Genomic DNA, 23,302 nt, shown 5'->3' with positions numbered 1-23,302 from the left:
GTAGGGTCGTCGTTGTGCGAAGAGCAAAGATCGTGTGCACCCTTGGTCCCGCAGTCGGCACGTCCGCGAAGATTCGCGAACTCGTCGAGGCCGGCATGGACGTGGCACGCCTCAACATGAGTCATGGCGGATACGCCGATCACGAGAAGATGTACAGCATGGTCCGGGAGGCGGCTGACGCCACCGGCCACGGGGTGGGTATCTTCGCCGACCTCCAAGGTCCGAAGATCCGGTTGGAGACCTTCGCTGACGGCCCGGTCAAGCTGAAGAAGGGCGCCACCTTCACCATCACGACCCGGACCGTCCCCGGCGACGTCGACATCTGCGGGACGACGTACAAGGGTCTGCCCGGCGACGTCTCACCAGGCGACCCCATCCTGATCGACGATGGAAAGGTCCGGTTGAAGGTCCTCGAGGTCTCCGACACCGAGGTGCTGACCGAGGTCGTCACGGCAGGCAAGATCAGCAACAACAAGGGCATCAACCTGCCCGGGGTCGCGGTCTCGGTCCCGGCCCTGTCGGAGAAGGACATCGAGGACCTGCGCTGGGCCATCAGGATCGGTGTGGACTTCATCGCGCTGTCGTTCGTGCGCTCCGCGACGGATGTCGAGGACGTGCACCGGGTGATGGACGAGGAAGGCTTCAGGCTTCCGGTCATCGCCAAGATCGAGAAGCCCCAGGCCATCGAGAACCTTGACGGCATCGTCGATGCGTTCGACGGGATCATGGTGGCCCGCGGCGACCTCGGCGTGGAATGCCCCCTCGAGGACGTGCCGTTCCTGCAGAAGAGCGTCATCGAGAAGGCCAGGCGCAACGCCAAGCCCGTCATCGTGGCCACCCAGATGCTGGAGTCCATGATCTCGGCGCCGGCTCCCACACGCGCCGAGGCGACCGACGTGGCCAATGCGCTGCTCGATGGCGCCGACGCCGTGATGCTGTCCGGCGAGACGAGCGTGGGGGAGTACGCCATCGAGGCCGTCCAGACGATGGCGAGGATCCTGGAGTCCACCGAGGACCACGGGCTCGCCCGGATGGCGGCCATCGACTGGAACCCCCACACCACCGGTGGGGTGGTGGCCAAGGCCGCCGCCGAGGTGGCTGAGCGGGTCGGGGCGCGCTACCTCGTCGCGTTCACACAGAGTGGTGACTCGGCGCGCCGCCTGTCGCGCTACCGCGGCCAGATCCCGATCCTTGCCTTCACGCCCGAAGCCTCCACGCGCTCGCAGCTGTCCATGACCTGGGGCGTCGAGACCTTCAAGACCGTGGAGGTCGAGCACACCGACGAGATGGTGCGGCAGGTCGACGAGCAGCTGCTCGAGATCGGCCGAGTCGATGAGGGCGATCTGGTCGTGATCATCGCCGGAGCGCCCCCGGGGATCCCGGGATCCACGAATGCCCTGCGCATCCACAAGATGGGTGACGCGATCAACGAGGTCGCACCGGCCTACCGCAGCACTCGCTGACCCGGTCCTGGGGAGGGCTTCACACAGCTGCGTGGGGCACCGGTCCGAGCGACGGGTGCCCCACGCAGTGCTCATCGCTTGAGCCCGATGAGCTGGTCGAGAGTGGCCACGGCTGCACGGGTGGACACGGAGATGGTCTTCCAGTTGGACTGGCGCCAGGCGATGCCCGCTGCGTCCAATGCTGCGCAGCACAGGAGCTGGATGTCGCGGGAGTTGTTCGTGAACTGCCAGCGCGGGTAGTCATAGCGCCTGCGCTGGCCGCCCACCACCCTGGTCGCCCAGTTGCGCACCCGCGACCCGTCGGAGTGGAACAACCCGCGCAGGAGGTCTGCGGGGTGCTCGGCCACGATCTCCTGCTGCCAGTCCTCGAGCACGATCGGCCTCTCGTGCTTGCGACCCGGGCCGTGTTGGGGGAACAGGCAGGGCCAGTGCTTCCAGTTCGAGTGCACGACCGTCACGCCTGGAGCCGGCACCTCGAAGACTTTCCGCCCGGGGTTCACGCCACGAATGAGGCCGACCACGTCAGAGACGACGTTGGGGAAACGGACATCACAGGAGACCCGGAAGGTCACATGCGGGCCGGCGACGGAAACGCAGCCGTCTCCTAGGTAGTAGCCCAACAGTGCCGCGTATTCCTTCGCAGGCAGGTCAGCGTCGTCGCACCGGGCGCATGAACGCAGGATCGGCTGCCCGCACGCCTGCCATGCTCGCAACGTCGACCGGCTGACCTCCAAGGATCTGGCCACGTCGGTGAGACTTCGCCCCTCGTGGAGGAGCATGAGCGCGGTCTCACGGACCTTGGAGCTGTGCACTGCCCGAGTGTCGCGGAAGGCGCCGACACCGGCGCCACCTGTGCCCCGGGTGGGATTCGAACCCACACTAGATGGTGTTTGAGACCATTTCCTCTGCCGTTGGGATACCGGGGCTGAGCAGCGACCAAGGTACCGGATCACACCGCGCGATTCGCCATCACCCACCCCGTGAGGCCGTGACCAACGCCCGGACCTCCGCGGTCGCCTGCAGTCGCGGCAGGGTCGAGCGAGAGGAGGTCGCGGCGTACCTCGCGGACCACGCACATCCCGCGGCGGGCGCGCCGATGAGCGTGAAAGTCTGGATCGCCCACAGCGGCTGACGGGCCGAGGTGATGGGGCACTAGCCTTGTCCGCGTGAACGAAGTCGCCAGCCGCCGAGTGGTCATCGCCGAAGACGAAGCCCTGATCCGGATGGATCTGGCGGAGATGCTGGTCGAGGAGGGGTACGACGTCGTGGGCCAGGCCGGCGACGGCGAGAAGGCCATCGCCCTCGCCGAGTCCGAGCGGCCCGACCTGGTCATCCTGGATGTCAAGATGCCCAAGCTCGACGGCATCTCGGCTGCCGAGCGCATCGCTTCGCAGCGGATCGCCCCCGTGGTCATCCTGACGGCCTTCAGCCAGCGCGACCTGGTGGAGCGCGCCCGGGATGCCGGCGCGATGGCCTACTTGGTCAAGCCCTTCACCAAGGCGGACCTGGTCCCGGCGATCGAGATGGCGGTCAGCCGTTTCGCGGAGATCAGTGCCCTGGAGAAGGAGGTGGCCGATCTGGCCGAGAGCCTGGCGGCTCGCAAGGTCGTGGATCGGGCCAAGGGGATCCTGCAGAAGGAGCTCGAACTCAGCGAGCCCGACTCGTTCCGCTGGATCCAGAAGACGGCGATGGACCTGCGTCTGTCCATGCGCCAGGTGGCCGAAGGCATCGTCGAGCACGGGGTCGACAAGCGCTGAACCGCGTGTAGGACGCAAGAAATCACGTCACAAGTTGGCAACGACGGAAGAACTCCGGCGGCTGTGCGGTCCCAGAGCCTCGTACTGGTGCTACTTTGCACCAACCCTGACCCAGCGGCGTGCCACGCCCGGGCCCATGTACAACGGAGGACAGATGTTCGGTTCCAAGAAGTCCCTGCCTGCTCTCGCTGTGCTCGCCACGGCGAGTCTTGTGCTTTCTGCCTGTGGCAGCACCGACGACAATGACCCCGCGGCAAGCGGCGGCGACGAGTGCGGCAACTACAACGTCGCCTTCCTCGGCGCCCTGACCGGCGATGCCGGTGCGCTCGGTCTCAACATGACCGGCGGCATCAAGCTCGCCCTGGACGAGTACAACAAGGACCACTCGGACTGCGAGGTCGGCCTGAAGGAGTTCGACTCCCAGGGCAGCCCTGACAAGGCCCCCGCGCTCGCCACCCAGATCATCGGCGACGACTCGATCATCGGCCTCGTCGGCCCGGGCTTCTCGGGTGAGTCCCTGGCTACCGGCAAGACGTTCTTCGAGGCTGGCCTGCCCTCGGTCTCCCCGTCGGCCACGAACGTGACCATCACCGAGCAGGGCTGGACCACCTGGCACCGGGTCATCGGCAACGATGCGGCCCAGGGCGCGGCTGGCGCCAAGTACCTGACCGAGACCGCCGGCGCCACGAAGGTCTTCGTGGTCGACGACGCCCAGGACTACAGCAAGGGCCTGGCCGACGTGGTCAAGGGTGCCCTCGGTGACGCGCTCGTCGGTGACGACCAGATCCAGGTCGGCCAGACCGACATGTCGGCCGTGGTGACCAAGGTCAAGAGCTCCGGCGCGGACGCGGTCTACTACGGCGGCTACTACGCCGAGGCGGGTCTGCTGGTCAAGCAGCTGCGCCAGGCCGGCTTCAAGGGCACGTTCATGTCGGGCGACGGATCCCAGGACCCGGCGTTCGTCAAGGCTGCTGGAGCCCAGGCTGCCAACGGCGCGATCCTGACGGCTCCGGCGGGTCCGGCTCCGGCTGACTTCAACGAGAAGTACAGCGCCGTCAACAGTGCCGACGCGGGTCTCTACTCGACCCAGGCCTACGACGCGACCAACATTTTCCTGGCCGCGCTCGAGGACGGCAAGACCAGCCACGAGGACGTCAACACGTTCGTCGGTGCCTACACCGCCGAAGGTGCCAGCGGCCCGGTCGCGTTCGACGACAAGGGTGACATCACCTCGTCGACGATCTACGCCTACCTCGTCTCGGACGGCGTCATGGACGTGGCCAACCCCACGCCCATCAAGTGACGGTTCGTCTCCACCGCTGAACTGATGGACGGCTGCGGCCGGGGCTACTAGCCTCGGCCGCAGCCGACTGGCCTGGGTAGGAGAAGGACGACCGTGGACTTTGCGTTCCTGTTCAACAACATCATCGAGCTGACCATCACCGGTCTGGCTCTCGGTGCCATCTACGCCTTGGTGGCTCTCGGCTACACGATGGTCTATGGCGTCCTGCAGTTGATCAACTTCGCCCATTCAGAAGTCTTCATGTACGGCACGTTCGCCGTCGCGTGGATGGTCTTCTTCCTGCACGGCTCGGACTCTGTCAGCCAGGGTCTCGGCAAAGCCTTCCCGCTGCTGCTCGCGGCGCTGGTGGCCGCGATGGTGATGTCGGCGGCCATCGCACTGTTGTTGGAACGGGTGGCCTACCGCCCCTTGATCAAGCGCGGCGCGCCGAAACTGATCATCCTGATCTCGGCGATCGGTGCCTCCTTCTCCCTGGCCGAGATCATGGGGTTGCGCGACCAGATCAGCGGCTGGATCGGCCTCGAGGACAACCTCGACGTCTACGTCGGCAAGGCCCGCGACGTCTACTCGCTCCCGGTGACCATCCAGCCCCACGACCTCTTCCCGATCGGGAACTACACGGTCCGCGACATCGATGTCCTGGTCATCGGAGCGGCTCTGGCCATGATGCTCGGACTCGACATGTTCGTGCGTCGCACGCGCTTCGGCCGTGGCATCCGCGCCGTCGCTCAGGACTCCGAGTCTGCCGCTCTGATGGGTGTCAACTCCAGTCGGGTCATCCAGCTCACGTTCCTGATCGGCGGCCTGATGGCCGGAGCCGCCGCGACCCTCTACATGATCCGGATCGGCTCCACTCGGCAGAACGCCGGCTTCATCCTTGGTGTCAAGGCCTTCACGGCCGCGGTGCTGGGAGGCATCGGCAACCTGCGAGGGGCGTTGGTGGGCGGTCTGCTCCTCGGGGTCGTGGAGAACTACGGTTCGGCCGTCTTCGGCAGCCAGTGGAAGGACGTGGTGGCCTTCGTGCTGCTGATCCTGATCCTGCTGGTCAAACCATCCGGACTCTTCGGTGAAGCACTCGGAAAGGCCCGCGCATGAGCACCGCAACCGGCGTCGGTCCCCTGCAGCGTCTCGGTCGGTGGTGGGACGGAGTGGTGGACCGCTACAACGCCCTTCCCAGAGCGATGAAGCTGGTCTTCGTCGTCGCCTTCGCCCTCTTCTTCTACGCGCTCCCGCTGCTGCGGCCCCCCATCCTGACCACCAACCAGATCGACTTCGGCGGCGTGCTCTTCGGCGCCGCGGCCTTCGCCCTGGTCGCGGTTGGACTCAACATCGTGATCGGGTACGCCGGCCTGCTCGACCTCGGCTACGTCGGCTTCTACGCCGTCGGTGCCTACACGACCGCCGTCCTCACCTCGTACCACGCCTCCTGGCCCTTCTTCCTGGCCCTGCCGGTCGCCATCGCGGTGACGATGGTCGCCGGCGTCATCCTCGGCGCTCCGACGCTTCGGGTGCGCGGTGACTACCTGGCCATCGTGACCCTGGGCTTCGGCGAGATCATCAGGCTCATCGTCACCAACGTCCAGTGGCTGGGCGCCGCCCGCGGCATCAAGGACATCCCGCACCCCAACAGCATCGGCCCGAACCCCGAGGGCCCGTTCGCCGAGCGGGGGCTCTTCCAGATCCCGCACATCGCCTGGGACGGCATCGTGCCTCTCATCGACAGTGGCCGCGAGACCAGCTTCCTCATCTTCGGTGCCACGGATGCGATTCCCTACTACTGGCTGGTGCTGACATTCCTCATCCTGGTGCTGATCGGTGACCGGCTGGTGCACTCGAGCCGGATCGGCCGCGCCTGGGAGGCCACCCGAGAGGACGAGGACGCCGCTGAGCTGATGGGCGTGCCGACCTTCAAGTACAAGCTGATGGCGTTCGCCCTCGGTGCCGCCATCGGTGGTCTGTCGGGTTCGCTGTTCGCCAGCAGCCAGGGCGGTTACATCAACCCGCAGAGCTTCCCGCTGCTCCTGTCGATGCTGTTCGTTGCCGCGGTGGTCGTCGGTGGCTCGGGCAACCGGTGGGGAGCGGTCTTCGGTGGTGTCCTGGTGGCCTACCTGCCCGAACGGTTCCGCGCTGTGAGCGACTACCGCCTGCTGATGTTCGGGCTCGCGCTGATGGTGCTCGCGATCTGGCGTCCGCAGGGCCTGATTCCGCCTCGGCGAGTGCGGCGCGCCAAACAGGCGGAGGAGCAGATCGAAGCACTCGAGGAAGGCGAACTTGAGGAGACCCCCCATGTCTGACGCCAAAGCAGTGCTCGAGATCGACGATGTCACGCTGCAGTTCGGTGGGCTCACCGCGCTCGACCATGTCAGCTTCGAGATCCGTGAGGGCGAGATCCTCGGCCTGATCGGTCCCAACGGCGCCGGCAAGACCACCTGCTTCAACGTGATGACGGGGGTCTACCAGGCGACGTCGGGTGAGGTCCGCTTCAACGGGACGGTCCTCGGCGGGCTGAAGCGCAACAAGATCACCAAGCTCGGGATCGCCCGCACCTTCCAGAACATCAGGCTCTTCAAGTCGATGACGGTGCTCGAGAACGTCATGGTCGGCTCCGACGCGCACAGCAAGGTCGGCTTCTTCGACGCACTGTTCCGCACCCCGCGGCACCGTCGCACCGAGCAGGCCTCGCTGGAGAAGGCCAAGGAGCTGCTCGACATCGTCGGGATCAAGGCCAGGCACGACGAGGTGGCCTCGAACCTGTCCTATGGAGACCAGCGACGCCTGGAGATCGCCCGGGCCATGGCGACCGGGCCCAAGCTGTTGTGCCTCGACGAGCCGGCTGCCGGGTTCAACCCCGCCGAGAAGCAGAACCTGATGGCGCTGATCCGCAAGGTCCGCGACCAGGGTTTCACCGTGCTGCTCATCGAGCACGACATGAGGCTCGTCATGGGCGTCACCGACCGGATCGTCGTGCTGGAGTTCGGTCGCAAGATCGCCGAGGGTGCACCAGCCGAGATCCGGGACAATCCCGCGGTCATCGCCGCCTACTTGGGAGTGGACGAAGAAGATGCTTCTTGAGGTCGAGGGCCTGTGCGTCAACTACGGCCACATCGAAGCCATCCGTGACATCACCTTCGGGGTGGAGGAAGGCACGATCACCACGCTGATCGGGGCCAACGGTGCGGGCAAGACGACGACCCTGAAGACCATCTCGGGGTTGCGCAAGGTGCGTTCGGGACGGATCGTGCTCGACGGCAAGGACATCACCCACGTCCCGGCGCACGAGCGGGTCACGTTGGGGCTGAGCCAGTCCCCGGAGGGCCGGGGAGTCTTTCCCGGGATGACGGTGCGCGAGAACCTCGACATGGGTGCCTACGCCCGCAAGGACCGCAAGTCGGCGGCGATGGCCGCCGACCTGGAGCGGGTCCTGACCCTCTTCCCACGGCTCCGCGAGCGGATCGGGCAGGTGGCCGGCACGATGTCGGGCGGTGAGCAGCAGATGCTTGCCATCGGACGTGCCTTGATGGCGCGTCCCCGGGTGGTGCTGCTCGATGAGCCGTCGATGGGCCTGGCGCCGAAGCTGATCCAGCAGATCTTCAGCATCATCGGCGAGATCAACGAGCAGGGCACCACCGTGCTGTTGGTCGAGCAGAATGCCGCTCAGGCGCTCAAGCGTGCCGATCATGCCCACATCCTGGAGACCGGCGAGATCATCCGGTCCGGCACCGGGGCCGAGCTTGCCGGCGACGACTCGGTCAAGGCGGCGTACTTGGGTGGGGACGTCTGAGCGCTCCCAGGACGCCTTCTGGCCAGGGTTCTCCCCAGAAGGCGTGAATTTGCCTGGGTGCCGATGACACCGGCCAACCGCAGCGCGTATGGTCCTCCCTGAGCGGCCGTACAGTCGGCGGCTCGCGCTGACGGGGGTCAGGAACGCTCTTCTCAGGACAGGGATGGTCGCATGAACAGATCCCCCGTGCAGCTGCGGTCCGTGGTGGAGGACGACGCCTCGCAACTCGCCGAACTCTGGGCAGACATCCTGCGTCGCGCTGACGCGCTCGACCAGGTCGAGGACATCCGTCGCCTGATCAAGCAGGTGCAGGCGGACCCGGACGAGCGGATCGTGGTCGCCGAGTACGACGGCCAACTCGCCGGTGCCATCTTCCTGCGCCTGGCGACCATCACTCCGATCAACCTCGAGCCGGTGGTCCAGGCCGTGTCGCCACATGTGTTCCCGCAGTTCCGTCGCCATGGCGTCGGCCGGGCGCTGATGGATGCGGCTGTCTGCTACGCGGAGGAACTCGGGATCGGACACGTGGCGTCGGGTTCGGTCAGCACCTCGCGCGACGGCAACCGATTCCTGGCACGACTCGGCCTGGGGCCCCAGGTGATCCTGCGGGTGGCACCCACGCATGCGGTGCGGGCCAAGCTCATGGCGCAACGCCCCTCCGCCCGTGGCAGTCGTCAACTCGACCGGGTGCTGGCCAGCCGGCGGGTCCTGCGTCGCGAGCGCGCCACCGGCTGACCCAGGGCCGTCAGGCGGAGGTCAGGTTCTGCAGTCGAACCTGGCCGCGAGAGACCAATCGACCATCCGCGTCGTGGGTCTCGACGATCCACACCTGCTGGGAACGTCCCCGGTGCAGGGGGGTGGCTGTCGAGGTCAGGGTGCCTTCGGTGACGGCGCGGAAGAAGTCGGTGTTGTTGTTGACGCCGACCACCTGCCCGCGCTCCCCGAACCAGATGGCTCCACCGATGCTCGCCAGGGTCTCGACCACGGAGCAGTGCACCCCTCCGTGCACGATGCCGTAGGGCTGGTGGAGCTTGGGGTCGGCCTCCCAGGTCGCGCTCACCCCGTCCCCGTCGGCCGAGGTGAGTTCGAGGCCGAGGAACTCGGCGAAGGGCCCGGTCATGTTCATGAAGTCACTGATGTCCACCCCCGGATTCTCGCCCATCCATGAACGTCTACAAAACCTTGGCAACATCGCAACAAGAGTGTAGAACGTAAAGGACGACCGAATCAGCCACGTCGACCATCCCGTCGACGACCTGGGAGCCCCGCGATGAGCCTGACCCCTGACGCGACACCGGAGACCCGAACAGGGCGAGCGCCAAGCCCCACGGGCCCGCTGAGCACGATCGACTACTCCGAACGGATCCCGAACAACGTCAACCTCGCCGGAGACCGGCGCCTGCAACGGGCCCTCGAGGGCTGGCAGCCGAAGTTCCTCGACTGGTGGCGCACCCTGGGGCCGTCGATTCCCACGAAGGACGTCTACCTGCGCACGGCCATCGCGGTGGGCCGCGACGGCTGGGCGCACTTCGACCACGTGCCGATGGAGGAGTACCGCTGGGGCATCTTCCTGGCCGAGCAGGACCCCGACCGCACGGTGAGCTTCGGAAAGCACAAGGGGGAGCCGGTGTGGCAGGAGGTGCCGGGGGAGCATCGCGCGGACCTGATGCGCCTGATCGTCATCCAGGGCGACACCGAGCCCGCGTCGGTCGAGCAGCAGCGGGTGCTCGGCAACACCGCACCGAGCATCTACGACATGCGCAACCTCTTCCAGGTCAACGTCGAGGAGGGTCGGCACCTGTGGGCGATGGTCTACCTGCTGCACGCCTACTTCGGCCGCGAAGGGCGCGAGGAGGCCGAGCAGCTGCTCAAGCGCAACTCAGGTGACCTCGACTCGCCCCGCATCCTCGGAGCCTTCAACGAGGAGACGACTGACTGGCTGCAGTTCTTCATGTTCACCTACTTCACCGATCGCGACGGGAAATACCAGCTGGGCACGCTCAAGGAGTCGGCCTTCGACCCGTTGGCTCGCACGTGCGAGTTCATGCTCAAGGAGGAGGCCCACCACATGTTCGTGGGGACCACAGGGGTCCAGCGTGTCGTCGAGCGCACGGCCGAGCTCATGAAGGAGCACGGCACGGCCGACGTGCTCGAGCACGGTGGGATCTCGCTGAGCCTCATCCAGAAGTACCTCAACTTCCAGTTCTCGGTCTCGATGGACCTGTTCGGCTCCGAGCAGTCCACCAACGCCGGCAACTACTACTCCTCCGGGCTCAAGGGTCGTTGGCAGGAGACGCGGCGCAAGGACGACCATGTCCTGCTCGAGGACACCCGCGAGATGACCTTCGTGGAGGACGGAGAGCTGCGCACGCGCACCGTGCCGATGCTCGGCGCGCTCAACCTCGACCTGCGTGACGAGTACGTCGCGGACTGCGCCAACGGAGTACGTCGCTGGAACCAGGCGCTGGAGGACGCCGGGCTCCAGGAGCGACTGATCCTGCCTCACGAGGGATTCAACCGCCGGGTGGGTGTGTATGCCAAGCACCACCTGAGCCCCGAAGGGGTGGTGCTCGACGAGGCGAGCTGGGCTGCGGGCGTCGGCGATTGGTTGCCGTCGCAGGAGGATCGCCGTGCCGTGGCCGCCCTCATGGTGCCCGAGTACGAGTACGGCAAGTTCGCGGGCTGGATCGCGCCCCCGCAGGCTGGGATCAACGAGCAGCCGGTGGAGTTCGACTACGTGCACCTCGCCGAGGAGGGGCTGGGCTGAGGCGTGCGAGGGAGCCTCAGGGCTTGGCGCCTGCGGCGGAGTCCAGTCGTTCCCATTCGGCCTGGGCGTCGCGGTGCCACGCTGAGTGCAACTCGTGGAACAGGTCGGCGGCCCGGATCCCTGGCCAGTTCTGGTCCAACAGCTCACCGGGCAGATCAGGATCCAGGAAGGGGAAGCGCCGCCACTCCTGCACCATCTCGACCTGGTTGACGAAAGGGCTTGCGCCCGCCGTACGCCGCGCACCGAAGTCCTCCAGGAACGCGAGGTAGCGTTCCTCGACATCGGCCAGGTCCCAGGCCTCGGCCAGGAGCCGGTCCTCGTCGCCTGAGCCGCTGGTGGGTCCGACCCACGCGAAGGCATGCTCGGCAAGGCCCAGCTCCTGGAGCACGGCGTCGACGTCGTCGTTCTTCGTGGTGTCGGGCGTGATCCACAGGCCGGAGGTCGGTGAGCCGAGCCCGAGCCAGGTCAACCGGGTGCGCAGTCGGTGGCGCAGTTGCCGCTGGGTCTCGGGGATCGGGACCGACAGCACCAGCCAGCGACCATCCCAGGGATGCCGCTCGCGCAGGAAGCCGTAGATCCGGCTGGTGCCTGCGTCGAGCAGGCTGGCCCCCTGGGGTGTGAGTGCCCACAGGACCCGGCGACCGTGCCGGCTGGAGGTCAAGAGGCCCTCGGTCGCGGTGCGGGTCAGTGCCTGGCGCGCCGACTTCTCCTCGACGCCGAGCGCGCCAAGGGCGTCGAGGAGGGTGGCAGTCCACACTGTCTCGTGTCTCGGGTGCACGAACTCGCCCAGAACCGTCAACAGCAGCGACCGGGCGCTCGCCGAGCCGACCTCGCGGCGGCGGGAGGTGGACGGTGCCAGCGGGCTCACGGGGACTCCTTCGTGGTGGGTGCTCAGTGTCCCAGACGGGTGGCCCGGGGAGGGTGCCGCGACGCGATGGAGATGATCTACGACACTCTCTTGACGTATTTCAAGGCAAGCGTAGAGTGATATGAGCGCAGCAGACCCTGAGGAGTGGCCGGCCGATGACCGTTGTGGACACCTCCGCGCCCGCCTCGGGCGATCCCGGCGCGACCACGCGGGTGGATTTCGACACCGATCCCGAGAACTACCGGCACTGGACGTTGGCGGTTGAGGGTGACATCGCCACGCTGACCCTGACGGTCGACGAGCACGGGGGTCTCGTCGAGGGCTACGACCTCAAGATGAATTCCTACGACCTCGGCGTGGACATCGAGCTGTACGACGCCGTGCAGCGGCTGCGCTTCGAGCACCCGGAGGTGAGGGCCGTCGTGTTGACCGGCGGACTGGAGCGGATGTTCTGCGCCGGTGCCAACATCCGCATGCTCGCCCAGTCCTCACACGCGTGGAAGGTGAACTTCTGCAAGTTCACCAACGAGACCCGAAACGCCATCGAGGACGCCCGGCCGAGCTCAGGCCAGACCTGGATCGCGGCCCTCAACGGCACCGCGGCCGGCGGTGGCTACGAGCTCGCCCTGGCCTGCGACGAGATCGTGCTGATCGACGACGGATCCTCAACTGTGTCGCTGCCCGAGGTGTCGCTGCTCGGCGTCCTGCCGGGAACAGGGGGACTGACCCGGGTCGTCGACAAGCGTCACGTACGCCGAGACCGCGCCGACCTCTTCGCCACGAGACCGGAGGGCTACCGAGGAGCCACTGCACTCGACTGGGGCCTGGTGGATGCGACAGTGCCCCGCAACGCCTTCGCAGACGAGATCGATCGGCGCTGCCGGGCGGCGGTTGCGGACTCGGCCCGGACCGGTGGCCCGGGCATTCGCCTCGACCGTCTCGAGCGCAGCGAGCGCGACGGCGTCGTGGGCTACCAGTTCGTGACTGCCGCCATCGACCGCTCGGCCCGTCGCGTCGACATCACCGTGGCCGGGCCGGATCACCCGCCTCCCGCCGACGCAGCAGGGATTCTCGAGGAGGGTGTCGACTACTGGCCGCTGGCGGTCGCCAGGGCGCTGGACGACCTCGTGCTCAGGCTGCGCACCAACGAGCCCGACCTCGGCACGTGGGTCTTTCGAACCGTCGGTCGGCTCGATCACGTGCTTGCCCATGACCGGCAGTTGGATGAGCTCGGCGCGCACTGGTTCGTGCACGAGACGACGCAGTACCTCAAACGCACCCTCAAGCGGCTCGACGTCACCAGCCGTAGCCTCATCGCGGTCCTCGAGCCGGGCAGCTGCTGGGGCGGTCTGCTCCTGGAACTGGCACTGGCCGCAGACCGCACCTACATGCTGGCCGGGGTCTACGAGGACATCGACCCGGGAGCCGAGCCCGCCGTACTCGTGCTCACCGAGTCCAACCTCGGTCGCTTCCCCATGGGCAACGGGCTGTCCCGGTTGCAGTCACGGTTCTGGGGTCACGAGGACGACCTCGCGGCAGCGACCGCCCAGAGGGACGTCCCCCTGTCGGCGGCACGGGCCGAGGAACTCGGGTTGGTGACGCTCGCTCTCGACGACCTCGACTTCGCCGAGGAGGTGCGCATCGTCCTCGAGGAGCGGGCCTCCCTGTCACCGGACGCGCTCACCGGGATGGAGGCCAATCACCGGTTCGTGGGCCCCGAGACCCTCGAGACGAAGATCTTCGGGCGACTGACGGCCTGGCAGAACTGGATCTTCCTGCGCCCCAACGCCTCCGGCCCGGACGGGGCGCTGAGTCGCTACGGGACCGGACAGCGCGGCAGCTACGACTACGGGCGGGTGTGATGATGGCCGACCTGTTCAACGCCGCCGAGTATCTCGTGAGCCGACACCGCCATGCCGGCTCCGGCAACCGCACCGCGGTCCTCGCCTCCGAGACCCTGACGTACGCCGAGCTGGACGAACGCGTGGCGATCATCGCCAGCGGTCTGCGCAGCCTCGGGCTGCACCGTGACGACCGGGTGCTGATGGTGATGTCCGACGAGATCCCGATGCTCACCGGCATCCTGGGCGCCTTCCGGGCCGGTTTCGTGGCGGTGCCGGTCTCCACGATGCTCACCGGAGCGGAGCTGGGCGCGATCATGGCCGATTCCGGCGCCAGGGTGGTGCTGGCCACGGCGGAGTTCCTCACGACTGTCGGCGAGGCTGTCGCGTTGGCCCCGGAGGTCGACGTGGTCGTGGTCGCCGGCGCAGGCACGATCGAGGTGCCGCCTCGGGTGACGACCTATACCTGGGAGGACCTGGTCAACCGCGGCCATCGTGGGGACGACGTCCTGCTCGGCGTCGCGCCCACCGTGGACGATTCCTGGGCACTGTGGCTCTACACGTCCGGGACCACCGGCACACCCAAGGCGGCCATGCATCGGCACGCCAACATCCGTCACGTCTGTGAGACCTACGGCGCGCAGGTGCTGGGCATCGATGCTGACGACATCACGTTCTCGGTGGCCAAGCTGTTCTTCGCCTACGGCATCGGCAACAGCCTCTTCTTTCCACTCTCGGTCGGGGCGGCCACCGTCCTGGAACCCCGCCGACCCACACCGGAGGTGGTGCGCGAGCAGCTTCTCCGGCACCGCCCCAGCCTGTTCTTCGCGGTTCCGACGTTCTACGCGGCCCTCCTCGGCAGCGAGGTCGCCGACGACACGTTCGCCTCGGTTCGGCTGGCCGCGTCCGCAGGTGAACCGCTGCCGGCTCCGTTGCAGCGCCGGTTCACGGATCGATTCGGCGTGGAGATCCTCGACGGCCTCGGGTCCACCGAGGCGCTGCACATCTTCCTGTCCAACCGACCAGGCGACATCCGCCCCGGCACCACGGGGGTGCCGGTGCCGGGCTACGACATCGAGGTGCGTGATGCCCTGGGGCACCCGGTCGCTGACGGCGAGCCGGGCGCGCTGTACGTCCGGGGAGCCTCCATCGCGCTGGGGTACTGGCATCGCACCGATGCCACCCGGCAGGTCTTCCAGGGGGAGTGGCTGAGCACCGGCGACACCTATGTGCGCGACGCCGAGGGCTACTACGTCTGCCTCGGACGCAACAGCGACATGCTCAAGGCCGGGGGGATCTGGGTGTCACCGGCGGAGGTGGAGAGTCGACTGCTGGAACATCCCTCGGTGCGACAGGCCGCGGTCGTCGGAGTCCCGGATGCCGATGGGATCGAGAAGCCGGTCGCCGTCGTCGTGGCGGAGGCGGGTGTGCTCGAGGAAGACCTGGTCGCATGGTGCCGAGCCGGACTGGCCCATTTCAAGGCGCCGCGACGAGTGCTCTTCATGGCTGATCTGCCCAAGACCGCCACTGGCAAGCTGCAACGGTTCAAGGTCCGCACGTGGGTGGCCGAGGACCCGTTCGGAGAGCCCGCCCCGACGCGCACCGCGCGGGCCTGACAGGAGAGCACCTGATGCCCTACGTCATCGCGAGTCCCTGCATCGACACCATGGACCGGTCCTGTGTCGAGGAGTGTCCGGTGGACTGCATCTACGAGGGGGAGCGCAAGCTCTACATCAACCCCAAGGAGTGCATCGACTGCGGTGCCTGCGAACCCGTCTGCCCGGTGGAGGCCATCAGCCAGGACCGTCGGGTGGCCGAGGGTGACGAGGCTTTCGTGGAGGACAACCTGACCTTCTTCGCCGTCGTACTGCCGGGGCGCGAAGCGCCGCTGGGCGCTCCGGGCGGTGCCGCCAAGACCGGGGGGATCGGCGTGGACACCCCGCTCGTGGCGGCGCGATGAGCAGGGCATGAGAGAGGGAGACTGAGACATGCTCGACGGACATCTCCTCATCGACGCCCACGTGCACGTCCCGGTCCTCGGCTCGCTCAAGCCGGCCTGGCTCGACTGGGCGCGCGACTTCGGCCCCCCTGGAATCCTGCAGGACCTCTGGGATGCCGACGGCGTGCCGCGGCCGGACCGGTTGGATGCGCTGTTCGCGGAGCAGGGCGTCGACCACGCGCTCCTGTTCTGCGAGTACAGCCCGCGCGCCACGGGCTACCAGCGCTTCGAGGACCTGCTGCCGATCGTGGAGCACAACCCGGTGCGGTTCCGTCCCGTCGCGAACGTCAATCCACACCTGCACTTCCCGATCGCAGCGGAAGTACGCCGTCAGCTCGACCTGGGAGCCGCCGCACTGAAGCTGCACCCGGTGCACGGTGGGTTCCGATGCGACGACCGTGCGCTCTACCCGGCCTACCAGGTGCTGGTGGAGCGCCACGTGCCGTTGGTGGTCCATTGCGGCACGAGCAGCTTTCCGGGCTCGATGAACGAGCTGGCCGATCCGGCGAACCTGTTGCCCGTGGTGCGGGACTTCCCGACCTTGGACGTGGTGCTGGCCCACGGGGGGCGCGGGTGGTGGTACGACGCCGCCGCGTTCATGGCGCTGTCCCACGACACCGTGTGGATCGAGCTGTCCGGACTGCCCCCGAAGCGACTGGGGGAGTACTACCGCAACTTCGACCTCGGGCGGCTGGCTCGACGGTGGATCTTCGCCACCGACTGGCCCGGTGTCCCGGGCACTGCGCGCAACGCCCGCGACGTGGTCGGGTTGGGGCTGAGTGACACGGTGGCCGCCGAGGTGTTGGGCGGCAACGCGTTGGGGATCTATGCGGGACTCACTCCCGGAGGGACGCTGTGAACGGATCGGGGGGCCCGCGGGCCCGGCCGGCCGCCGAGCTGACCGACGAGGAGCTCGCCAACCAGGGCAAGCAGCTGCATGACAGTCGCAACTGGATGTTCCTGCACGGCAGTGCGGCCCAGTTCGCGACTCACACCGCGCGGATGCTGGAGCTCGAGGAGGAGTACCTGCGCCGGTTCCCGAAACGGACCTGGCAGGGCTCGGGTGGCGCAGCCGAGGCGGAGCTCGAACCGGTCGCCGATCCCGTGGTCGAGGTGCTGCGGCAGGTCGCGCAGGCGCCCGGTGGTCGCCTCCACAAGCTGGAGGTGCACCAGGCTGCTCGGGTTGCCGGGCTGGAGCGCGGTGAGCTCGCCCGGCTCTACACCGGTGATCCGAAGCTGCTGCGCACCGAGGGTCCCGACCGGGTGATCACGCCGGCCGGGTTGCGACGGCTCGGCGGCTGAGCGGACTGTCCACGCCCCCGGATAGAGTCGTCGGGTGACTGTTCCGACTGCTGCCGATCGACCGCCGCGCCTGCTCCTCCTCGACGGGCACTCACTGGCCTATCGGGCGTTCTTCGCGCTGCCGGTCGAGAACTTCTCGACCAGCACCGGACAGCACACCAATGCCGTCTACGGCTTCACCTCGATGCTCATCAACGTGCTCCGAGACGAGCAACCGACCCATGTCGGGGTCGCCTTCGACAAGTCGCGTCAGACGTTCCGGCTGGCCGAATACTCCGAGTACAAGGCCAAGCGCAACAAGACGCCCGTCGAGTTCAGCAGTCAGCTCCCCCTGATCCAGGAGGTGCTCAACGCACTGCGGATCCGCCACCTGGAGAAGGAGGGCTTCGAGGCAGACGACATCATCGCCACCTTGTCGACGCAGGCCGTGGCGGCCGGTTTCGACGTCCTGATCCTGACGGGTGATCGTGACTCGTTGCAGCTGGTCACCGAACAGTCCACCGTGCTCTACCCGATGCGCGGGGTCTCCGACCTGGCCCGGATGACGCCGAGTGCCGTGGAGACGAAGTACGGCGTCCCCCCGCACCGCTACCCGGAGCTGGCCGCTCTGGTCGGTGAGGACTCCGACAACCTGCCCGGCGTCCCCGGCGTGGGTCCCAAGACCGCAGCCAAGTGGATCGCGACCTACGACGGCCTGGACAACGTGATCGCCCATGCGGACCAGATCGGCGGGAAGGCGGGCGACAACCTGCGCGAGCACCTCGGCGACGTGATCCGCAACCGCCACCTCAACGCGCTGGTCTGTGACCTGCCGCTCGATGCCACTCCGACCGACCTGGTCCTGCAGCCCTGGGACCGTCACGAGGTGCACACCCTGTTCGACGGCCTGGAGTTCCGGGTGCTGCGTGATCGGCTCTTCGAGACGCTCGAGTCGGAGGAGGAGGTGGACGGCTCCGGATTCGACCTCACCGCCACCCAGCTCGGCACCGGCGAGGTGACGGCCTGGCTCGACGAGCACGCGCGCACCGGCCGGGTCGGGGTGGAGGTCCGAGGCACTTGGCGCGCCGGCACCGGCGAGGTGCGCTCGGTGGCCCTGGCTGCCGCCGACGGCAACGCTGCGTGGTTCGACGCTGCCGAGGTGTCACCGCAGGACGACGCCTCCATGGCCGCCTGGTTCGCCGATCCCGACGCGGCCAAGGTCATGCACGACGCGAAGGGGCCGATGCTGGCTCTGGCGGCACGGGGGTGGCAGCTGAAGGGCCTGGTCAGCGACACGGCCCTGGCTGCCTATCTCGTGCGGCCCGACCAGCGTTCCTACGACCTGGCCGACCTCACCGTCCGCTACCTCAAGCGTGAACTCAAGCAGGAGGCCGCGGACGAGGGTCAGTTGGCGTTCGACTCCATCGACGACAACGCCGCAGCCGACACCGCGATGCTCCACGCACGTGCCGTCCTCGACCTCGCCGAGGTGCTCGACGCCCAGGTCGAGGAACACGGTGGCAGTCGACTCCTCGCCGAGGTCGAGCTCCCGCTGGTGCGATGCCTGGCCCGGATGGAGCAGACCGGCATCGCTGTCGACCTCGACCACCTGGAGGGCCTCGAGTCGCACTTCGCCGCCGAGGTGAAGACAGCGGCCGACGAGGCCTTCAGCGTGATCGGCAAGGAGATCAACCTCGGTTCGCCCAAGCAGCTGCAGGTGGTGCTCTTCGACGAGCTCTCCATGCCCAAGACCAAGCGCACCAAGACCGGCTACACCACCGATGCCGATGCCCTGCAGCAGCTCTTCGAGAAGACCGAGCACCCGTTCCTGCTGCACCTGCTCCGCCACCGCGACGTGAGCCGGCTGCGACAGACGGTGGAAGGGCTGCTCAAGACCGTGGCCTCCGACGGTCGCATCCACACCACCTTCAACCAGCTCATCGCTGCCACCGGGCGACTGTCGAGCACCGACCCCAACCTGCAGAACATCCCGGTGCGCACCGAGGAGGGGCGACGGATCCGTGAGGCCTTCGTGGTCGGCCCGGGTTACGACTGCCTGCTGACCGCCGACTACAGCCAGATCGAGATGCGCATCATGGCGCACCTCTCCGAGGACGCCCTGTTGATCGAGGCCTTCCGGTCCGGCCAGGACTTCCACTCGATCACGGCCGCGCGGGTGTTCTCCGTGGACGCCGCCGACGTCACGGTCGAGATGCGCGCCAAGATCAAGGCGATGAACTACGGCCTGGCCTATGGCCTGTCGTCGTTCGGTTTGGGCCAGCAGCTGCGCATCCACCCGTCCGAGGCGCAGGGCCTGATGGACGAGTACTTCGAGACCTTCGGCGGCATCAGGGACTACCTCGCCGGTGTCGTCGACGAGGCGCGCAGATCCGGCTTCACCGAGACCATCATGGGTCGTCGGCGCTATCTCCCCGACCTGACCAGCGACAACCGCCAGCGTCGGGAGATGGCCGAGCGGATGGCTCTCAACGCCCCCATCCAAGGGTCGGCCGCCGACCTGATCAAGGTGGCGATGCTCGATGTCGAGCAGGCGATCCACGACGCGGGGCTGTCCTCCCGGATGCTGTTGCAGGTGCACGACGAGCTGGTCTTCGAGGTGGCACCGGGCGAGCAGGAGGCGCTCACGGCCCTGGTGCGCGAGGGGATGGGCGGCGCAGCAGCCCTCACCGTGCCATTGGATGTCTCGGTCGGCACCGGTCGGAGCTGGCACGAGGCCGCTCACTGACCGAAGCCGGGCACCTCGTCGGGCATCTCGGCGGCGGCCGGCTCGGCGACCAGGTAGAGGCTGATCCCGATGAGCAGGGCGAACAGGGTCAGGTCGACCGCGAGCACCAACGCCAGGAGTCCACTCAACGTGGACACGGTCGTGTAGCCCACCCCCACCAACACCGCCAGCGCCAGCCACACCAGGTAGACCGAACGTTGCCCCTGCCTGGCCAGCACCGCGTAGACCAGCAGCTGAAGCATCGAGAGCAACGTGCCGATCACGGCGAAGATCCAGAGCCGTCCCGAGATCTCGCCGTAGTCGTCGCCGCCGACGAAGACCAGGGCCAGCTCGGGCAGCAACCACGCCCCGAGGGTGCTGACCACCCCGAGCAGGGCGACCAGGGTCAGGCTTCGGGTCAGGGCCCGGCGCCGCTCACTGGCCGTCGACATGGCTGGGAACGCCACGACCACGACGAACTGAGGCAGGAACAGGACGGCCTTGACCAGGATGAGGCCCCCCGCGTAGAGCCCCGCGTCGTGGTCGTCGAGGACGTTGCGGGCCACGATCACGTCGACGTTGGACAGCGCGAAGAACGCGAACAGCGCCTGGGAGTTCTGGATGGTCTCGCGGATCACCGGGCCGGTCGCGTGTCGCTCGTGCAGTCGGCCCTCGGGCCGGATCCCCCGCAGTGCCCAGAATCCCACCGCCAAGGGGGCGAACGCCCCCAGGGCAACAGCCGTCATGGCGCTCGCCTCAGTGGGGGAGAAGAGCATCAGGGCGAGACCGAGGAACAGGCGTGGCACCCCGGCGGCGATGTACATCGCCGACAGCGCACCCCAACGCCGCTCACCCTGCAACACCCCGGCCTGGCCACCCATGACTGTCACCGGCACGGCCGTCAGGGCGATCAGGGCCGCGGTCGGCAGGCTCTCGAGCCGCAGGATCAGGTTGAGCAGCGGACTGAGCGCCAGCAGGATCAGCCCCAGTCCCACAGCCGAGCGGTAGGTGACCCGCAGGATGCTGGACTCGATCTGGTCGACATGCTCCGGGTCGGCGGAGATCCGCCGCGCCGCCGTCGCCTGGAGGCCGAGCTGGAGCACCGAGATCACCAGGAGGGTCGCCATCAGACCGGCCAGGGCGCCGTACGAACGGGGACCGAGGATGCGGGCCGCAAGCATCGTGAAGCCGTAGGTCGCGACGTTCATGACGCCCATGGCGACCGCGATCCCGGCTCCGCTGCGCAGCAGGCCACGCACGTCGGATCGAGGAGTCACAGCGCAGAGCCTAGACTCTCGCCGGTGAGAGTCCTGCTTGCGCTGCTGCGCACCGCGCGCCCCAAGCAGTGGACGAAGAATCTCCTCGTCATGGCGGTCCCGCTCGCCGCTGGCCAACTCTTCGAAGCCGGCGTCCTGGGCCCCACCCTCATCGCGTTCCTGGCGTTCTGCGCCGTCGCGTCGTCGGTCTACGCCGTGAACGACTGCGCGGACCGCGAGTCCGACCGGCTGCACCCGGTCAAGCGCCACCGACCGATCGCCGCAGGGGAGCTCACCGTGCCGTCGGCGCTGGTCGGCGCCGCGACCTTGCTGGTGGTCGGCCTCCTGCTGGGGTGGCTTGCCGACTCGATGCTCGCCGTACTGCTGGCCGCCTACGCCGCCCTGCAGGTCGCGTACGCGCTGTGGCTCAAGCACGAACCAGTCATCGATCTCGCGATCGTGACGGCTGGATTCCTGATGCGAGCCGTGGCCGGTGGACTTGCTGCCGGTCTGCCGATCTCCCAGTGGTTCCTCCTCGTGGCCGGCTTCGGTTCGCTGTTCATCGTCAGCGGCAAGCGCTACTCCGAGCTGCACACGTTGGGCGACGAGGCGGGAACCCGTCGCTCGCTGGTGCGCTACACCGACACCTACCTGCGTTTCGCTTGGAGCATCGCCGCCTCGGCCACCGTCATGTCCTACAGCCTCTGGGCCTTCGAGATGGCCCCCGCCACCGGGGTGCCGTGGCACACGATCTCCATCGCGCCCTTCGTGCTGGGCCTGCTGCGCTACGCCGTCGACATCGACGCGGGAGCGGCTGCCGAACCGGAGGACATCGTGTGGGGAGACCGGTTCCTCCAAGGGATCGGCCTGGTGTGGCTGTTGACCCTGAGCCTGGGGGTGCTCAGTGCCTGAGCGCCAGGACCCGACGTTGCTCACCGGATGGGGTGGCACTGCTCCCACCGCCGCCCATCTGACCCGAGCAACCTCGCACGACGTGGCCGAGGTGGTGCGCAGCGCCGGGTCCAGGGGGCTGATCGCCCGTGGCCTCGGGCGCTCCTACGGCGATGCGGCGCAGAACGCCGGGGGAGCGGTCCTCGCTCCGCTGCCGGAACTCATCGACCTCGATCCCGGCTCCGGGGTGGTGCGGGTCTCGGCCGGGACCAGCTTCCATCACCTGATGGAGCGCCTGATCCCGTGGGGCTTCTTCGTTCCGGTGACCCCGGGCACCCGCTACGTGAGCGTGGGCGGTGCTGTGGCTGCCGACGTGCACGGCAAGAACCACCACCGGGTCGGCAGTCTGGGCAACCACGTCGTCGACCTCGACCTGGTCACCGCAGATGGCCAGGTACAGACCGTCGGACCCGACTCGCAGCCTGACCTGTTCTGGGCCACGGTCGGCGGGATGGGGCTGACCGGGGTGATCACCGAGGTGCGACTCCGCGTGCTGCCGGTCGGTTCGGGTCACATGGTGGTGCGCACCGAGCGGCTGCCGGATCTTGCCGCGGTGATGAGCAGGATGAGGGAGGCGGACCGGGAGTCGACGTACTCGGTGGCCTGGATCGACACGCTGGCCACCGGTCCCCGTCTGGGGCGCTCGGTCCTGACCACCGGGGAGCATGCCGGACCTGAGGATCTCGAGGGCAGAGCCCTGCGCCATCGGTGGACGGTGCCGGGGGAACCTCGCGTCGGCGTACCGTCGTTCGTCCCCGCCGGGCTCATCGCGCGCCCGACGGTGCGCGCGTTCAACGAGCTGTGGTTCCGCAAGGCTCCGCGTGATCGACGCGGCGAGGTCCAGCCGATCTCGGCCTTCTTCCACCCCTTGGACGGCGTGGCCTCGTGGAACCGCCTGTACGGCGACCCGGGCTTCGTCCAGTACCAGTTCGTGATCCCCGACGGCTCACACTCCCTGATGCCCGATCTGCTCGCCCGGATCGCCCGGGCCGGGCACCCCTCGTTCCTCGCGGTGCTGAAGCGCTTCGGACCTGGCAACGCGGGTCTCCTGTCCTTCCCGATCGAGGGCTGGACCCTCGCCCTCGACCTGCCGACCAGCCCTGGGCTGCGGGCGCTGTTGCACGACCTCGACCGCGAGGTCGTCGCGGCCGGCGGCAGGGTCTACCTGGCCAAGGACTCCCGTATGTCGGCCCCCACCCTGGCTGCGATGTATCCACGGCTCGAGGAGTTCCGGCGGATCCGCGCTCGCCTCGACCCCACGGGCGTGTTCCAATCAGACCTGTCGCGTCGGTTGTCGCTGTGATGTTGCG

Annotated in this window: 22 protein-coding genes and 1 tRNA gene; 18 read left to right on the top strand and 5 right to left on the bottom strand. The window is 67.8% G+C overall.

Features of this window, described 5'->3' with window-relative positions; genetic code table 11:
- The first annotated feature begins 14 nt into the window (after positions 1-14).
- Positions 15-1,463: a pyruvate kinase gene (pyk, locus tag AB7I40_RS19130; RefSeq protein WP_428346847.1), complete on the top strand. Its 1,449-nt coding sequence runs from the start codon at positions 15-17 to the stop codon at positions 1,461-1,463.
- A 71-nt stretch (positions 1,464-1,534) separates the two neighbouring features.
- Here pyk and AB7I40_RS19125 read toward each other — a convergent pair whose 3' ends face one another.
- Together AB7I40_RS19125 and AB7I40_RS19120 are read right to left on the bottom strand one after the other, a co-directional pair.
- Positions 1,535-2,275, bottom strand: a complete 741-nt coding sequence (locus tag AB7I40_RS19125) for a transcriptional regulator (RefSeq protein WP_428346846.1) — start codon at positions 2,273-2,275, stop codon at positions 1,535-1,537.
- 41 nt (positions 2,276-2,316) lie between these two features.
- Positions 2,317-2,389, bottom strand: a tRNA-Leu gene (locus AB7I40_RS19120).
- A 62-nt stretch (positions 2,390-2,451) separates the two neighbouring features.
- On the opposite strand from AB7I40_RS19120, the gene AB7I40_RS19115 reads away from it, so the two are divergent.
- The 8 genes from AB7I40_RS19115 to AB7I40_RS19080 all read left to right on the top strand — a co-directional run bounded on the left by AB7I40_RS19115 (position 2,452) and on the right by AB7I40_RS19080 (position 9,039).
- Complete coding sequence (locus tag AB7I40_RS19115) at positions 2,452-2,595, top strand: hypothetical protein (RefSeq protein WP_428348121.1); 144 nt, start codon at positions 2,452-2,454, stop codon at positions 2,593-2,595.
- A gap of 34 nt (positions 2,596-2,629) precedes the next feature.
- On the top strand, positions 2,630-3,220 hold the full coding sequence (locus AB7I40_RS19110; protein WP_428346845.1) for an ANTAR domain-containing response regulator: 591 nt from the start codon (positions 2,630-2,632) through the stop codon (positions 3,218-3,220).
- Between the two features lie 154 nt (positions 3,221-3,374).
- Complete coding sequence (locus tag AB7I40_RS19105) at positions 3,375-4,523, top strand: branched-chain amino acid ABC transporter substrate-binding protein (RefSeq protein ID WP_428346844.1); 1,149 nt, start codon at positions 3,375-3,377, stop codon at positions 4,521-4,523.
- A 93-nt stretch (positions 4,524-4,616) separates the two neighbouring features.
- On the top strand, positions 4,617-5,618 hold the full coding sequence (locus AB7I40_RS19100) for a branched-chain amino acid ABC transporter permease (RefSeq protein ID WP_428346843.1): 1,002 nt from the start codon (positions 4,617-4,619) through the stop codon (positions 5,616-5,618).
- Entirely contained in the window at positions 5,615-6,817 is a 1,203-nt protein-coding gene (locus tag AB7I40_RS19095; protein WP_428346842.1) for a branched-chain amino acid ABC transporter permease, read from the top strand. The genes AB7I40_RS19100 and AB7I40_RS19095 overlap by 4 nt, the downstream gene beginning before the upstream one ends.
- Positions 6,810-7,595 (top strand): ABC transporter ATP-binding protein, encoded by a 786-nt coding sequence (locus AB7I40_RS19090; RefSeq protein ID WP_428346841.1) that lies wholly within the window; start codon positions 6,810-6,812, stop codon positions 7,593-7,595. Before AB7I40_RS19095 ends, AB7I40_RS19090 begins: the two co-directional genes overlap by 8 nt.
- The gene (locus AB7I40_RS19085; protein WP_428346840.1) at positions 7,585-8,304 is read left to right on the top strand and encodes an ABC transporter ATP-binding protein; all 720 of its coding nucleotides are present in this window, start codon (positions 7,585-7,587) and stop codon (positions 8,302-8,304) included. Before AB7I40_RS19090 ends, AB7I40_RS19085 begins: the two co-directional genes overlap by 11 nt.
- A gap of 171 nt (positions 8,305-8,475) precedes the next feature.
- Positions 8,476-9,039 carry an N-acetyltransferase family protein gene (locus tag AB7I40_RS19080; protein WP_428346839.1) on the top strand — a complete coding sequence of 188 codons (564 nt, stop codon included), beginning with the start codon at positions 8,476-8,478 and terminating at the stop codon, positions 9,037-9,039.
- A gap of 10 nt (positions 9,040-9,049) precedes the next feature.
- Here the strand turns inward: AB7I40_RS19080 and AB7I40_RS19075 are convergent, their stop codons facing one another.
- Positions 9,050-9,466, bottom strand: coding sequence for a PaaI family thioesterase (locus AB7I40_RS19075; protein ID WP_428346838.1), 417 nt, complete (start codon positions 9,464-9,466; stop codon positions 9,050-9,052).
- Positions 9,467-9,574: 108 nt separating this feature from the next.
- Here AB7I40_RS19075 and boxB point away from each other — a divergent pair, with 108 nt between their 5' ends.
- Complete coding sequence (gene boxB / locus AB7I40_RS19070; RefSeq protein ID WP_428346837.1) at positions 9,575-11,071, top strand: benzoyl-CoA 2,3-epoxidase subunit BoxB; 1,497 nt, start codon at positions 9,575-9,577, stop codon at positions 11,069-11,071.
- A 16-nt stretch (positions 11,072-11,087) separates the two neighbouring features.
- On the opposite strand, the gene AB7I40_RS19065 is transcribed toward boxB, so the two are convergent.
- Positions 11,088-11,939 (bottom strand): PaaX family transcriptional regulator, encoded by an 852-nt coding sequence (locus tag AB7I40_RS19065; RefSeq protein WP_428346836.1) that lies wholly within the window; start codon positions 11,937-11,939, stop codon positions 11,088-11,090.
- 155 nt (positions 11,940-12,094) lie between these two features.
- Between AB7I40_RS19065 and boxC the strand changes: the two genes are divergently transcribed.
- Genes boxC through polA form a run of 6 tightly spaced genes read left to right on the top strand, consistent with a single transcriptional unit; the run spans position 12,095 to position 19,806 of the window.
- Positions 12,095-13,801: a 2,3-epoxybenzoyl-CoA dihydrolase gene (gene boxC / locus AB7I40_RS19060; RefSeq protein ID WP_428346835.1), complete on the top strand. Its 1,707-nt coding sequence runs from the start codon at positions 12,095-12,097 to the stop codon at positions 13,799-13,801.
- A 2-nt stretch (positions 13,802-13,803) separates the two neighbouring features.
- On the top strand, positions 13,804-15,396 hold the full coding sequence (locus AB7I40_RS19055; protein WP_428346834.1) for a benzoate-CoA ligase family protein: 1,593 nt from the start codon (positions 13,804-13,806) through the stop codon (positions 15,394-15,396).
- A 14-nt stretch (positions 15,397-15,410) separates the two neighbouring features.
- The gene (gene fdxA / locus AB7I40_RS19050) at positions 15,411-15,740 is read left to right on the top strand and encodes a ferredoxin (RefSeq protein WP_428346833.1); all 330 of its coding nucleotides are present in this window, start codon (positions 15,411-15,413) and stop codon (positions 15,738-15,740) included.
- Positions 15,741-15,768: 28 nt separating this feature from the next.
- Positions 15,769-16,638 carry an amidohydrolase family protein gene (locus AB7I40_RS19045; RefSeq protein ID WP_428346832.1) on the top strand — a complete coding sequence of 290 codons (870 nt, stop codon included), beginning with the start codon at positions 15,769-15,771 and terminating at the stop codon, positions 16,636-16,638.
- Entirely contained in the window at positions 16,635-17,081 is a 447-nt protein-coding gene (locus AB7I40_RS19040; protein WP_428346831.1) for a DUF6158 family protein, read from the top strand. Before AB7I40_RS19045 ends, AB7I40_RS19040 begins: the two co-directional genes overlap by 4 nt.
- Positions 17,082-17,115: 34 nt before the next feature.
- Positions 17,116-19,806, top strand: coding sequence for a DNA polymerase I (polA, locus tag AB7I40_RS19035; RefSeq protein ID WP_428346830.1), 2,691 nt, complete (start codon positions 17,116-17,118; stop codon positions 19,804-19,806).
- Here polA and AB7I40_RS19030 read toward each other — a convergent pair.
- Positions 19,800-21,062 (bottom strand): lipopolysaccharide biosynthesis protein, encoded by a 1,263-nt coding sequence (locus tag AB7I40_RS19030; RefSeq protein ID WP_428346829.1) that lies wholly within the window; start codon positions 21,060-21,062, stop codon positions 19,800-19,802. The genes polA and AB7I40_RS19030 overlap by 7 nt on opposite strands.
- Positions 21,063-21,086: 24 nt before the next feature.
- On the opposite strand from AB7I40_RS19030, the gene AB7I40_RS19025 reads away from it, so the two are divergent.
- Positions 21,087-21,953 carry a decaprenyl-phosphate phosphoribosyltransferase gene (locus AB7I40_RS19025; protein WP_428346828.1) on the top strand — a complete coding sequence of 289 codons (867 nt, stop codon included), beginning with the start codon at positions 21,087-21,089 and terminating at the stop codon, positions 21,951-21,953.
- Positions 21,946-23,295, top strand: coding sequence for an FAD-binding oxidoreductase (locus AB7I40_RS19020; RefSeq protein ID WP_428346827.1), 1,350 nt, complete (start codon positions 21,946-21,948; stop codon positions 23,293-23,295). The genes AB7I40_RS19025 and AB7I40_RS19020 overlap by 8 nt, the downstream gene beginning before the upstream one ends.
- Positions 23,296-23,302 lie beyond the last annotated feature (7 nt).

Origin of the sequence: Nocardioides sp., assembly GCF_050246775.1 — a bacterium.
Classification (GTDB): Bacteria; Actinomycetota; Actinomycetes; order Propionibacteriales; family Nocardioidaceae; genus Nocardioides.
Note: the sequence above shows the minus strand (reverse complement) of the source record. Positions and strands in the feature narration are given on the sequence as shown.

Excerpts from the sequence above, each read along its gene's own strand:
- AB7I40_RS19085 (WP_428346840.1), top strand. The coding sequence starts at position 7,585 with ATGCTTCTTGAGGTCGAGGGCCTGTGCGTCAACTACGGCCACATCGAA.
- AB7I40_RS19055 (WP_428346834.1), top strand. The coding sequence starts at position 13,804 with ATGGCCGACCTGTTCAACGCCGCCGAGTATCTCGTGAGCCGACACCGC.
- boxC (WP_428346835.1), top strand. The coding sequence starts at position 12,095 with ATGACCGTTGTGGACACCTCCGCGCCCGCCTCGGGCGATCCCGGCGCG.
- boxB (WP_428346837.1), top strand. The coding sequence starts at position 9,575 with ATGAGCCTGACCCCTGACGCGACACCGGAGACCCGAACAGGGCGAGCG.
- AB7I40_RS19075 (WP_428346838.1), bottom strand. The coding sequence starts at position 9,466 with ATGGGCGAGAATCCGGGGGTGGACATCAGTGACTTCATGAACATGACC.
- AB7I40_RS19095 (WP_428346842.1), top strand. The coding sequence starts at position 5,615 with ATGAGCACCGCAACCGGCGTCGGTCCCCTGCAGCGTCTCGGTCGGTGG.
- AB7I40_RS19090 (WP_428346841.1), top strand. The coding sequence starts at position 6,810 with ATGTCTGACGCCAAAGCAGTGCTCGAGATCGACGATGTCACGCTGCAG.
- AB7I40_RS19105 (WP_428346844.1), top strand. The coding sequence starts at position 3,375 with ATGTTCGGTTCCAAGAAGTCCCTGCCTGCTCTCGCTGTGCTCGCCACG.
- AB7I40_RS19080 (WP_428346839.1), top strand. The coding sequence starts at position 8,476 with ATGAACAGATCCCCCGTGCAGCTGCGGTCCGTGGTGGAGGACGACGCC.
- fdxA (WP_428346833.1), top strand. The coding sequence starts at position 15,411 with ATGCCCTACGTCATCGCGAGTCCCTGCATCGACACCATGGACCGGTCC.
- AB7I40_RS19045 (WP_428346832.1), top strand. The coding sequence starts at position 15,769 with ATGCTCGACGGACATCTCCTCATCGACGCCCACGTGCACGTCCCGGTC.